14 protein-coding genes are annotated in these 12,223 nt (G+C 64.4%); 11 read left to right on the top strand and 3 right to left on the bottom strand.

Features of this window, described 5'->3' with window-relative positions:
* The first annotated feature begins 106 nt into the window (after window positions 1–106).
* The 3 genes from J2R80_RS02140 (at window position 107) to J2R80_RS02130 (ending at window position 1,992) form a co-directional block, all read left to right on the top strand.
* Window positions 107–613: a pilus assembly protein N-terminal domain-containing protein gene (locus J2R80_RS02140; protein ID WP_057016118.1), complete on the top strand. Its 507-nt coding sequence runs from the start codon at window positions 107–109 to the stop codon at window positions 611–613.
* Window positions 614–784: 171 nt separating this feature from the next.
* Window positions 785–1,354: a TadE/TadG family type IV pilus assembly protein gene (locus tag J2R80_RS02135; protein WP_076824889.1), complete on the top strand. Its 570-nt coding sequence runs from the start codon at window positions 785–787 to the stop codon at window positions 1,352–1,354.
* Between the two features lie 8 nt (window positions 1,355–1,362).
* A complete protein-coding gene (locus J2R80_RS02130) occupies window positions 1,363–1,992 on the top strand; it encodes a TadE/TadG family type IV pilus assembly protein (RefSeq protein WP_168858009.1) in 630 nt (209 codons plus the stop codon).
* 119 nt (window positions 1,993–2,111) lie between these two features.
* Here the strand turns inward: J2R80_RS02130 and J2R80_RS02125 are convergent, their stop codons facing one another.
* From J2R80_RS02125 to J2R80_RS02115, 3 genes are all read right to left on the bottom strand, one after another.
* Window positions 2,112–2,324 (bottom strand): cold-shock protein, encoded by a 213-nt coding sequence (locus J2R80_RS02125; protein WP_016842648.1) that lies wholly within the window; start codon window positions 2,322–2,324, stop codon window positions 2,112–2,114.
* Window positions 2,325–2,603: 279 nt separating this feature from the next.
* Window positions 2,604–2,897, bottom strand: a complete 294-nt coding sequence (infA, locus tag J2R80_RS02120) for a translation initiation factor IF-1 (protein WP_016842649.1) — start codon at window positions 2,895–2,897, stop codon at window positions 2,604–2,606.
* Window positions 2,898–2,921: 24 nt separating this feature from the next.
* Window positions 2,922–4,352, bottom strand: coding sequence for a DEAD/DEAH box helicase (locus tag J2R80_RS02115; protein WP_076824947.1), 1,431 nt, complete (start codon window positions 4,350–4,352; stop codon window positions 2,922–2,924).
* A gap of 565 nt (window positions 4,353–4,917) precedes the next feature.
* Here J2R80_RS02115 and urtA point away from each other — a divergent pair.
* The 8 genes from urtA to J2R80_RS02075 all read left to right on the top strand — a co-directional run bounded on the left by urtA (window position 4,918) and on the right by J2R80_RS02075 (window position 12,219).
* On the top strand, window positions 4,918–6,213 hold the full coding sequence (urtA, locus tag J2R80_RS02110; protein ID WP_371852088.1) for an urea ABC transporter substrate-binding protein: 1,296 nt from the start codon (window positions 4,918–4,920) through the stop codon (window positions 6,211–6,213).
* Window positions 6,214–6,357: 144 nt separating this feature from the next.
* Window positions 6,358–7,956 carry an urea ABC transporter permease subunit UrtB gene (gene urtB / locus J2R80_RS02105; RefSeq protein WP_371852090.1) on the top strand — a complete coding sequence of 533 codons (1,599 nt, stop codon included), beginning with the start codon at window positions 6,358–6,360 and terminating at the stop codon, window positions 7,954–7,956.
* On the top strand, window positions 7,953–9,122 hold the full coding sequence (gene urtC, locus J2R80_RS02100) for an urea ABC transporter permease subunit UrtC (RefSeq protein ID WP_076824891.1): 1,170 nt from the start codon (window positions 7,953–7,955) through the stop codon (window positions 9,120–9,122). The genes urtB and urtC overlap by 4 nt, the downstream gene beginning before the upstream one ends.
* A 4-nt stretch (window positions 9,123–9,126) precedes the next feature.
* A complete protein-coding gene (gene urtD, locus J2R80_RS02095) occupies window positions 9,127–9,888 on the top strand; it encodes an urea ABC transporter ATP-binding protein UrtD (RefSeq protein ID WP_016842654.1) in 762 nt (253 codons plus the stop codon).
* Window positions 9,889–9,892: 4 nt separating this feature from the next.
* On the top strand, window positions 9,893–10,588 hold the full coding sequence (gene urtE / locus J2R80_RS02090; RefSeq protein ID WP_057016124.1) for an urea ABC transporter ATP-binding subunit UrtE: 696 nt from the start codon (window positions 9,893–9,895) through the stop codon (window positions 10,586–10,588).
* Window positions 10,589–10,637: 49 nt separating this feature from the next.
* The gene (locus J2R80_RS02085; RefSeq protein ID WP_076824893.1) at window positions 10,638–11,474 is read left to right on the top strand and encodes an urease accessory protein UreD; all 837 of its coding nucleotides are present in this window, start codon (window positions 10,638–10,640) and stop codon (window positions 11,472–11,474) included.
* Between the two features lie 28 nt (window positions 11,475–11,502).
* Window positions 11,503–11,805 (top strand): urease subunit gamma, encoded by a 303-nt coding sequence (locus tag J2R80_RS02080; protein WP_076824895.1) that lies wholly within the window; start codon window positions 11,503–11,505, stop codon window positions 11,803–11,805.
* A gap of 108 nt (window positions 11,806–11,913) precedes the next feature.
* Complete coding sequence (locus J2R80_RS02075) at window positions 11,914–12,219, top strand: urease subunit beta (protein WP_028334688.1); 306 nt, start codon at window positions 11,914–11,916, stop codon at window positions 12,217–12,219.
* The last annotated feature ends 4 nt before the right edge of the window (window positions 12,220–12,223 follow it).

The following is a 12,223-nucleotide window of genomic DNA, read 5'->3' as shown; positions in this document are numbered from 1 at the left end:
GTCGATTTTTGCTCTTCTTAAATGAATTGCCGTCAGATTTGCCTGCGTCGGGCGCCGGTCCGCTGCGTATCGCTTTTGCCGGCTTGTTAACGTCCCGGGGTAAGGTATGTCGTTTCAATTCCAGCGTATTGGCGCCGTCGCGCGCATTGGATTCATCTCGCTGGCCGCAGCCGTTCTGCTGTGGCCCGCATTCGCAACGGCCGCGCCGGATCCGGACCGGATTGCGGTCAATGTCGATCAGGCCAAGCTCGTCAAGCTGCCCGGCGGCATTTCCACCATCGTGGTCGGCAACCCGCTGATCGCCGACGTCACCCTGCAGAATGGCGGCGTTGTCGTCGTGACCGGCAAGGGCTACGGCGCGACCAACTTCATCGCACTCGACCGCACCGGCCAGGTGCTGGTGGATCGCCAGATCCAGGTCGAAGGTCCGACCGACCAGCTTGTCACCGTCTATCGCGGCGTCGATCGCGAGACCTACAGCTGCATGCCGGTCTGCCAGCGTCGCATCACCCTCGGCGACGGCGAGACCTACTTCAAGTCGACCATGGACCAGGCAGGCTCGCTCAACAGCCAGGCCTCCGGCTCGGGCGCGGCCGCGAAGCCGCAGAACTAGCGCGTGTCCGCGCCGGCGCTTCGCACGCCGGGGCAGCCGCCTGCCGCAGGCGGTTCATCCGACATGGTTAAGAAAGGCCTGACGGATCGGGTGGCCCTGTCTCGATCCGGCGAAATACTTCGACAATGAGTCTTGGGTAGTTGTTGCCGCTATGTTGATCCGGGGTCGTTGATGCCGCTACCCGCTCATTCTTTCACGCGCCTCCTCCATCGCTTTCGCAGAAACCGCCGTGGCGCGACCGCGGTCGAATTCGCGATGGTCGCGCCGCTGTTTTTCGGACTGCTGTTTGCGATCATCGAAGTGGCGATGATCTTCTTTGCGAGCCAGGTGCTGGAGACGGTGACGCAGGATTCTGCGCGCATGATCATGACCGGTCAGGCGCAGGGCGCAAGCTATACCCAGCAGCAGTTCAAGGACTACGTCTGCGGCCAGGTCAACCCGCTGTTCGATTGCGCCAACGGCATATCGGTCGACGTGCGCAGCTATCCCGCTGCGACGGGCTTCAGCAGCGTCAACATCGCGCCTCCAATCGATTCCAACAACGCATTCATTCCGGCCATGAAATGGTGTCCCGGCAAGGACGGCGACGTCGTGGTGGTCCGGCTGTTCTATCAGTGGCCGTTGTTCGTCACCAAGCTTGGCTTCAATGTCGCCAACCTCGCCAACGGCAAGCGGCTGCTGACCGCGACCGCGACATTCAAGAACGAGCCATCCGGGACCGCCGGGGCGACATGCTCATGAGCAACGTCATGAAAACCCAGGCAGCGGCCTTGCTGCGCTCCGTCGCGGCCCTCTGCAATGACCGCCGGGGCCTTGCTGCGGTCGAGTTCGCTTTCGTCCTGCCGCTGATGCTGGTGCTGTTCTTCGGCACCGTCGAGTTTTCATCCGGTGTCGCGGTCGACCGCAAGGTCACCTTGATGGCGCGCGCCGCGTCGGACCTGACCTCGCAGTCGACGCAGGTGGTGGATGCCGACCTGCAGAACTTCTTCAGTGCAAGCGTCGGCATCATGACGCCGTACGACCCGACGCCGACCAAGGTCACCTTGTCGGAGATCTACGTCGATGCCTCGAAGGTCGCGCGGATCCAGTGGAGCAAGGCGGGAGTGATGGCCACGGGCGCCACGCAGGCCACATTGACGGCCTCGAGCCGCAGCCAGGGTGATGTCGTGACCAGCGTCGTTCCGGCGGCGCTGCTGGTTGCGGGCACCTATCTGATCTTCAGCGAAGTCAGCTACAAATACGTTCCGACGGTCGGTTATGTGATGGCCAAGAGCGGCATCAATCTCACCGATGTCGCCTTCACAAGGCCGCGGCAGTCGGTTTGCGTGTTCTACGCCCCGACGTCCGCCACCATGCCGACGACCTGCTCGACCTATTAGAGCTTTCGAACGACGCGGACGCCGGTTGGCAATCCAGACAAAAAGGGCCGCACCCGAAGGTGCGGCCCTTGATGCTTTAGCGACAATTTCCTGGAGCTTCGCGCTCCCGGGAGATCGGCTTATCCGGCGGCGCGCAGATTGTCGGCCGAGGATTTGCCGGAACGGCGGTCAGCCACGATCTCGTAGGAGATCTTCTGGCCTTCACGCAGAGTGCCAAGGCCGGCGCGCTCGACTGCACTGATGTGCACGAACACGTCGTTCCCGCCTTCATCCGGCTGGATGAAGCCGTAGCCCTTGGTCGCGTTAAACCACTTCACGGTTCCCATGCTCACGTGGGTAGTCCCTTCTCAGATATACAAGTTCAAGACCCGCTGATCGGCGGGGTGGTGAGATCGAATTTTTGGAAGGGTCGTCAGCGTCTGAACCGGCTGTACCGGTATTGGCTAATGTCGTCCGGCCGAAAATCGATGGGTAGGATATTATTCGATAGAAGGCTTCAAAACAATCCTGAAAACAATCCTGACGTGCGCGATTTTTTGGCCGGCGCAGCCGCCGGCCAATTGTGCGCAGGACATCAGGACGTCATGCCCGCAGCGGTTGCAATACCCCGCTTATCGGCGGCGGAACTGGCCGCCGCGCTGGGCTCCGCCCCGCGGCGGGCCGCCGGGCGCGCCGCTCGGACGTTCGTCCTTGTGCCGGAAGATCAGGCGCCCCTTTTCGAGATCGTAGGGCGACATTTCGATCGTAACGCGGTCGCCGGCCAGCGTCTTGATACGGTTTTTCTTCATCTTGCCGGCGGTGTAGGCGACGATCTCGTGCCCGGCATCGAGTTGCACCCGGTAACGAGCGTCGGGGAGGATTTCGGTCACCAGTCCTTCGAACTGGATCAGCTCTTCCTTAGCCATATGTTTCTCCAGATCGAGCGACGGCTAGTGCTTCGGTCGGTTGTTGCGGTTGGATTGCGGATTCGGCCGGCTCTCGCGATGCAAGAAGGCGACGCCCTGAATGCCTTCGCTGTTGCCGGCCTGCGACGGACGCGGCGACTCGCCCCGGCTCGTCTGCGGCGCGCCATTATTACCACCTCGACGGCGGCGGCGGCGAGGGCCTTTTGCGCCCGGAGCGGCCTCATTCCCACGGACATTATGCGCACGGGGCGCAGAGCGGCCGCCCCGGTGCGGGTGGGTGGCCTGCGCCGGCCCGGCGGCCTCGCGGCCGCCAGAGGAGCTGCCTTGTGTGCGGCGGTCTTCCCGCGGCACGGTAATCCGGATCAGCCGCTCGATATCGCGCAGATAGCCCATCTCCTCGGCACCGGCGATCAGCGAGATCGCGACGCCGTCGGCGCCGGCGCGCGCCGTGCGGCCGATGCGGTGGACGTAGGTCTCCGGGATATTGGGCAGGTCGAAATTCACCACGTGGCTGACGCCGTCGACGTCGATGCCGCGGGCGGCGATATCGGTCGCCACCAGCGTGCGGATCTCGCCGGAACGGAACGCCGCCAGCGTGCGCTCGCGGTGGTTCTGCGACTTGTTGCCGTGGATCGCATTGGCCTCGATGCCGGCCTTGGCAAGGCTTTTCACCACCTTGTCGGCGCCGTGCTTGGTGCGGGTGAAGACCAGGGCGCGGTTGACCGGCTCCTGCTTCAGCAACTGGGCGAGAACCGTCGGCTTGGCCGCGAAATCGACCTGGATCGCGCGCTGGGCGATGCGATCCACCGTCGAGGCCACCGGCGTCACCGCCACGCGGGCCGGGTCGCGCAGCATCGCCTCGGCGAGCTCGGCGATGTCCTTGGGCATGGTGGCCGAGAAGAACAGCGTCTGGCGCCGGATCGGCAGCTTGGCGACGATTTTCCGGATGTCGTTGATGAACCCCATGTCGAGCATGCGGTCGGCTTCATCGAGCACCAGGAACTCGACCTGGTTGAGCTTCAGCCCGTTGCTCTGCACGAGATCGAGCAGGCGGCCGGGGGTGGCGACCAGCACCTCGACGCCCTGCATCAGGGAGCGGACCTGGCGGCCCATCGGCACGCCGCCGATGGCGAGCGTCGAGGACAGCCGGATGTGGCGGCCATAGGTGTTGAAACTGTCGAGGATCTGCCCGGACAGTTCACGGGTCGGCGAGAGCACCAGCACGCGGCAGCTCTTGGGCTGCGGGCGGACGCGGTTCTCCAGCAGCCGGTGCAGGATTGGCAGCGCGAAGGAGGCGGTCTTGCCGGTGCCGGTCTGGGCGATGCCGACGACGTCGCGGCCGGCAAGGGCTAGCGGGATGGTCTGGGCCTGGATGGGGGTCGGCGTGAGATAATTTTCTTCTCGGAGCGCGCGGGCGATGGGATCGGCGAGGCCGAAATCCTGAAAGGAGGTCAAAAGGTGGTTCTTTCCATAAAAGCCGTCGTCGTCCCGGCCCATATCGGCCGGAAGCGTGTGAAGGCATTCGGGGACACCCGCGTGTCTGGGGCGTCAAGCTGGGTTAGCTGAAAGGCGAGCCAGAAGCCGCTTGGGGCAGCTTGAACACGCAGCTCGCGAAGGCACCGCGACTCTCGCGGGCATGGCGAGGATATGGACCAGGAACTGGGCGGTTTCAAGATGAGATTGCCGTCTTTGGTGCCCGGAGTTCGCTGAACCATCGCGCAAACTGTCACAAATCGATGCCGGAAATTTAGCCAAGGCGGCGATTTTGCCTACAGAATAATCTGATTGCTCTTTCGGCAGTCAAGTTGGCGGCTCAATGATTGAGCAGTCGGCTTCCGTATTTGCCCGGAACCGATGAAATTATCTAACCGGTTCATCGGCTTACAGGGGCTGCGCACCGTGGCACAGTTCTTGCGATTCCCTTAACCGCAGGCGGCCAAGCGGCCGTTCGCAGCGTTCCACGCCTGCGTCAGGGAGACGACATTTCATGCTTACTCAGCTTTCTCACAAAATAACGACGATGACCCGCCGCCGCGCGCTCGCGGCGACGGCCGGCCTGGTTTTGGGTCTGGCTGCGTCCTCGTCCCTCGCGCCCGCGCAAGCGGCCGACGACACCATCAAGGTTGGCATCCTTCACTCGCTGTCGGGCACCATGGCCATCAGCGAAACCACGCTGAAGGACACGATCCTTTTCCTGATCGACGAGCAGAACAAGAAGGGCGGCGTGCTCGGCAAGAAGCTCGAGCCCGTCGTGGTCGACCCCGCTTCGAACTGGCCGCTGTTCGCCGAAAAGGCCCGCGAGCTGATCACCAAGGACAAGGTCGCGGTCGTGTTCGGCTGCTGGACCTCGGTGTCGCGCAAATCCGTGCTCCCGGTGTTCAAGGAGCTGAACAACATCCTGTTCTACCCGGTACAGTATGAGGGCGAGGAGTCCGAGCGCAACGTGTTCTACACCGGCGCGGCGCCGAACCAGCAGGCGATCCCGGCGGTCGACTATCTGATGAAGGAAGAGAAGGTGAAGCGCTGGGTGCTGGCCGGCACCGACTACGTCTATCCGCGCACCACCAACAAGATCCTGGAAGCCTATCTGAAGTCGAAGGGCGTCGCCCAGGACGACATCATGATCAACTACACGCCGTTCGGTCACTCCGACTGGCAGACGATCGTGGCCGACATCAAGAAGTTCGGCTCGGCCGGCAAGAAGACCGCGGTGGTCTCCACCATCAACGGCGACGCCAACGTTCCGTTCTACAAGGAACTCGGCAACCAGGGTATCAAGGCGACCGAGATCCCGGTGGTCGCGTTCTCGGTCGGCGAGGAAGAGCTCGCCGGCATCGACACCAAGCCGCTGCTCGGCCATCTCGCCGCCTGGAACTACTTCGAGTCGATCAAGACCCCGGCGAACGAGAAGTTCATCAAGGAGTGGCAGGCCTACACCAAGAACCCGAAGCGCGTGACCAACGATCCGATGGAAGCGCACTACATCGGCTTCAACATGTGGGTGAAGGCGGTCGAGAAGGTGAAGTCGACCGATCCGGACAAGGTGATCGATGCGCTTCCCGGCATCGAGGCGCCGAACCTGACCGGCGGCGTGTCGCAGATGCTGCCGAACCACCACATCACCAAGCCGGTGTTCATCGGCGAGATCAAGGGCAACGGCCAGTTCGACGTGGTCTGGAAGACCCCGGGCCTGGTGGCCGGCGACGCCTGGTCGAAGGAGCTCGAGGGCTCCAAGGACCTGATCGGCGATTGGGTCGGCAAGAAGTGCGGCAACTTCAACACCAAGACCAACAAGTGCGGTGGCCAGGGTTCCTGACAATAGGGCTCCTGACAACAGGGCTCCTGAGCTCCTGACCTGATCGACGACACAACGCAACCATCCAAGAACCTGGAGAAGGCGGCACAGCTCGCCGCCTTCTCCTCACACTCCTGCCGGGGTACTGACGTGTTCGCCAATTGTATTGATCGTTTTCGTGCGCTGTTTCTCTCGATCCTGCTGCTGAGCTGCCTCACAGTGCCGGCGCTGGCTGGTCCGTTCGAGGATTCGGTCGCCAAATTCGCCAATGACGAGTTCTCCGACACCGAGGCGGCGATCGGCGAGGTCGCCGCGTCGGGCAATGTGCTGGCCTCGCCCATCATCAGCGCGCTGCAGGACGGCCGGCTCTCGGCCGATCCCGACAGCAAGAAGGTCTTCATCACGCGGACCGACGGCAAGATTGTCGACGCCACCACCGGTGCTGCGGTCGACAAGCTGCCCGACAACGCCGCCGCCGTCCGCCTCAACAACCGCCTGCGCCGCACCGTGGAGGCTGCGCTCGGCGGCCTGACGCTGCTGTCGCCGGATCCGGCCAAACGCCTCGCCGCCGCGCAGTCGGTGTTCAAGAGCCACGAGGAGAATTTGCTGCCGACGGTGGAGGCTGCGCTCGCCAAGGAGAACGTCAAGTCGGTCAAGCAGGCCTTCGCCGAGGCGCGCGCCGCCATCATCCTGTTCAAGTCGGACGCATCCGACAGCGACAAGCTCGACGCCGTCGCCGTGGTCAAGGCGCGCGGCGATCAGGAGGCGCTGGCGCTGCTCACCGGCCTCGGCGCCGACCAGCCGCCGCTGGTCGCCAACGCGGCCGCAAGCGCGGTGTCCTCGATCCAGAGCAATCTGGCGATGTGGTCGATGGTGCAGAATGCCTGGTACGGCCTGTCGCTCGGCTCCGTGCTGCTGCTCGCCGCGATCGGGCTTGCCATCACCTTCGGCGTGATGGGCGTCATCAACATGGCGCATGGCGAGATGGTGATGCTCGGGGCCTACACCACCTTCGTGGTGCAGGAGGTGATCCGCAGCCGCTATCCTGCGCTGTTCGACTATTCGCTGCTGATCGCGGTGCCGCTCGCCTTCCTGGTCGCCGGCTTGATCGGTGTCGTGATCGAGCGCACCATCATCCGCTTCCTCTACGGCCGTCCGCTGGAGACGCTGCTCGCGACCTGGGGCCTGTCGCTGGTGTTGCAGCAGGCGGTGCGCACCGCGTTCGGCCCGACCAACCGCGAGGTCGGCAACCCCTCCTGGATGAGCGGTGCCTTTGAGCTCGGCCAGATCACCATCACCTATAACCGGCTGTGGATCCTCTGCTTCACGCTCGCGGTGTTTGCCATCCTGCTGGCGATGCTGCGCTACACCGCGCTTGGCCTCGAGATGCGCGCGGTGACCCAGAACCGCCGCATGGCGGCCTCGATGGGGATCGCCACCTCGCGCGTCGACGCGCTGACCTTCGGCCTCGGCTCGGGGATCGCCGGCATTGCCGGCGTGGCGCTGTCGCAGATCGACAATGTCAGCCCGAATCTCGGCCAGAGCTACATCATCGACAGCTTCATGGTCGTGGTGTTCGGTGGCGTCGGCAATCTCTGGGGCACCCTGGTCGGCGCCTTCACGCTCGGCATCGCCAACAAGTTCCTCGAGCCTGTCGCGGGCGCGGTGCTCGGCAAGATCGCGATCCTGGTGCTGATCATCCTGTTCATCCAGAAGCGGCCGCGCGGCCTGTTCGCGCTCAAGGGTCGGGCGGTGGAAGCATGACGCCGCACATCCTCACCCGTTCGCTCGACCGCGCGGCGACCGCGTTCGTCCTGATCGTCGCCGCGATCGGCGTGCTGATCCCGCTGTCGAACCTGCTGCTGCCGCAGGGCTCGATGTTCCAGGTGCCGACCTATCTGGTCGCGCTGTGGGGCAAATATGTCTGCTACGCCATCCTCGCGCTCTCGATCGATCTGATCTGGGGCTATTGCGGCATCCTCTCGCTCGGCCACGGTGCGTTCTTCGCGCTGGGCGGCTACGCGATGGGGATGTACCTGATGCGCCAGATCGGCAGCCGCGGCGTCTACGGCAACCCGATCCTGCCCGACTTCATGGTGTTCCTGAACTGGAGCAAGCTGCCCTGGTATTGGTACGGCTTCGACAAGTTCTGGTTCGCCGCGCTGATGGTGCTGCTGGTGCCGGGTCTGCTCGCCTTCTGCTTCGGCTGGCTCGCCTTCCGCTCGCGCGTCACCGGCGTGTATCTGTCGATCATCACGCAGGCGATGACCTATGCGCTGCTGCTGGCGTTCTTCCGCAACGATTTCGGCTTCGGCGGCAATAACGGGCTGACCGACTTCAAGGACATCATCGGCTTCAACGTGCAGGCCGAAGGCACCCGCGCGGCGCTGTTCCTGCTGAGCTGCCTTGCGCTGATCATCGCGTTCCTGATCTGCCGCGCGATCGTGACCTCGAAGCTCGGCAAGGTCCTGATCGCAGTACGTGACGCCGAAAGCCGGACCCGTTTCCTTGGCTATCGTGTCGAATCCTACAAGCTGTTCGTGTTCACGCTGTCGGCCTGCATGGCCGGCGTCGCCGGTGCGCTGTACGTGCCGCAGGTCGGCATCATCAATCCCAGCGAGTTCGCGCCCGCCAACTCGATCGAGGCGGTGATCTGGGTCGCGGTCGGCGGCCGCGGCACGCTGATCGGCGCGGCGCTCGGCGCCGTCGTCGTCAACTATGCCAAGACGTTCTTCACCTCGGGGCCGCTTGCACCGTACTGGCTGTTCATGCTGGGCGCGCTGTTCATCCTGGTCACGCTGCTGTTGCCCAAGGGCATCGTCGGTACCTTCAACGCCTGGTGGGAGCCGCTGAAAGCGCGGCGCGGCTCACCCGACGCCGAGAGTGCCGCGCGCGAAGACGGCATCGGCGCACCGAACCCGGCGGAGTAGGCAGATGAACGTCATGGATACCCGCGCCACTTCGGCCATGCTCTACCTCGACGGCGTGCACGTCTCGTTCGACGGTTTTCACGCCATCAACAATCTGTCGCTGGCGCTCGAGCCCGGCGAGATGCGCGCCATCATCGGCCCGAACGGCGCCGGCAAGACCACGATGATGGACATCATCACGGGCAAGACCAAACCCGACGAGGGCACGGTGCTGTTCGACGGCACCGTCGACCTGACCCGGCTCGACGAGACCCGTATCGCCGAGCTCGGCATCGGTCGCAAATTCCAGAAGCCGACGGTGTTCGAGAGCCAGACCGTGCAGGACAACCTCCTGCTCGCGCTCAATGTCGATCATTCCGTGCGCGGCACGCTGTTCTGGCGCGGCAGCAAGGCTGAGTCCGAGCGCATCGACAAGGTGCTCGAGACCATCCGCCTGACCGATGCGCGCAACCGCCTCGCCGGCAGCCTGTCGCACGGCCAGAAGCAGTGGCTCGAGATCGGCATGCTGCTGGCGCAGGACCCGAAGGTGCTGCTGGTCGACGAGCCGGTCGCCGGCATGACCGATGTCGAGACCCATCTCACGGCCGAGCTCCTCAAGGAGATCAACAGGAACCACACCATCATGGTGGTCGAGCACGACATGACCTTCGTGCGCGAGCTTGGCGTCAAGGTGACCTGCCTGCATGAGGGCTCGGTGCTCGCCGAAGGTTCGATTGACCAGGTGTCGTCGAACGAGCGGGTGGTCGAAGTGTATCTGGGGCGCTAGGGCGATGCTGAAGATCGACAACATCAATCTCTATTACGGTGCGGCGCAGGCGCTGCGCGGCGTGTCGCTGACCGCCGAACCGGGCAAGGTCACCTGTGTGCTCGGCCGCAACGGCGTCGGCAAGACTTCGCTGCTCCGCGCCATGGTCGGCCAGTATCCGATCGCTTCCGGCACGATCAATTTCGACGGCAAGGACATCACCGCGCTAAAGCCCTATGAGCGGGCGCGGCGCGGCATCGGCTTCGTGCCGCAGGGCCGCGAGATCTTTCCGCTGCTGACGGTGGAAGAGAACCTCAAGACTGGCTTCGGTCCGCTCAAGCGCGAAGACCGCAACATTCCCAACGACGTGTTCTCGCTGTTTCCGGTGTTGGAGACCATGCTGGGCCGCCGTGGCGGCGACCTTTCCGGCGGCCAGCAGCAGCAGCTTGCGATCGGCCGCGCGCTGGTGATGCGGCCAAAGCTCCTGCTGCTCGACGAGCCGACCGAGGGCATCCAGCCCTCGATCATCAAGGATATCGGCCGCGCCATCTCCTATCTGCGCAACCTCGGCAACATCGCGATCGTGCTGGTCGAACAATATCTCGACTTTGCCTGCGAACTCGGCGACAGTTTTGCCGTGATGGACCGGGGTGCGGTGAAATATGCCTGCGACCGCGCAAGCCTCGATCCCGCCGAGATCAGCCGCCAGATGGCGCTGTGAACAGGATGTGACGCCGCCTCTTGTGGCGCGCGAAGGGAGCGTCGGGGGAATGCGGACCGGGATCGCAGGCGCGGCAGCGGCAACGTTTGCGGCAAACCGCGCCCAGGGTGCGGTCAGGTTCGGCGTGCATCTGAAAGACGGCGCCACCCGCCGCGGCGACCTGCATGAGTCGGGCTCGCTGCGCGTCCGCTTCCCATCGCCGGAGGACGACGGTCTCTCGGCCATGTTCGTCAACACCGCCGGCGGCATTGCCGGCGGGGACCGCTTCGAGATCGCGGTCGCGGCCGGCGAGGGAGCGCGTTTGACACTGACCACGGCGGCGGCTGAGAAAGTCTACCGTGCGCCGGCCGCGGCGGCACGGCTCGACATCGCGCTGACCGTTGCCGCAGGCGCGCATCTCGCCTGGTTGCCGCAGGAAACCATCCTGTTCGACCGTGCCCGCATTCACCGCGGCTTCGACATCGACCTTGCCGAGGGTGCCTCGTTCCTGCTTTGCGAGATCGTGGTGTTCGGCCGCGCCGCGATGGGCGAGACCATGCGCCACGGCGAGTTCGTCGACCGTTGGCGGATGCGACGCGGCGGCCGGCTGGTGTTTGCCGAGACCATCCGCCTCCACGGCGAGATCGGCGAGAAGCTTGCGCGACCCGCGATCGCGGGCGGCGGCTGCGCGATCGGCACGACGCTGATCGTGCCGGGTGACGAGGCCCTGGTCGAGCGTATCCGCGAGGCGTCGGACAGCTTCGGCGGCGAGGTGGGCATCTCCGCCTGGAATGGCTTTGCAATGGCCCGCTTCTGTGCCCAAGATGCGGCCCGGCTGCGCGCCGACATGATGATGGTGCTCGGCCGCGCCTCCACTGTCCCGCTGCCGCGGCTGTGGCTCAACTAAACCTTTCAAGAACGATCAGAGTGTTCGCATGAATTTGTCTCCCCGCGAAAAGGACAAGCTCCTGGTATCGATGGCGGCCATGGTGGCGCGCCGCCGGCTCGAGCGCGGCGTCAAGCTGAACCATCCCGAAGCCGTCGCGTTGATCGCCGACTTCATTGTCGAGGGCGCGCGTGATGGCCGCACCGTCGCCGATCTGATGCAGGCCGGCGCCAAGGTCCTGACCCGCGCGCAGGTGATGGATGGCATCCCGGAGATGATCCACGACATCCAGGTCGAGGCGACATTCCCCGACGGCACCAAGCTCGTCACCGTGCACGAGCCGATCCGATAGCCACGAGCGTCATTCCGGGGCGGCCGAAGGCAGAACCCGGAATCCAGAGATTGTTGATCGAGATTCCGGATTCACGCTTCGCGTGCCCCGGAATGACAGGAGAGACGAATGATCCCCGGCGAACTCTTCATCAAGGACGGCGAGATCGAGCTCAATGCCGGCCGCAAGACCGTGACGCTCTCGGTCGCCAACACCGGCGATCGTCCGATCCAGGTCGGCTCGCATTACCACTTCTTCGAGACCAACCCGGCGCTGAAATTCGACCGCAAGAAAGCCCGCGGCATGCGCCTCGACATCGCCGCCGGCACCGCCGTCCGCTTCGAACCCGGCCAGACCCGCGACGTCCAGCTCGTCGCACTCGCCGGCAAGCGCGTGATCTACGGCTTTCGCGCCGAGGTGAAGGGGAAGCTGTAGCGCC

The organism is Bradyrhizobium sp. USDA 4541 (genome assembly GCF_024171085.1).
GTDB classification, from domain to species: domain Bacteria; phylum Pseudomonadota; class Alphaproteobacteria; order Rhizobiales; family Xanthobacteraceae; genus Bradyrhizobium; species Bradyrhizobium australafricanum.
This window is presented reverse-complemented; position numbering and strand designations above follow the sequence as displayed.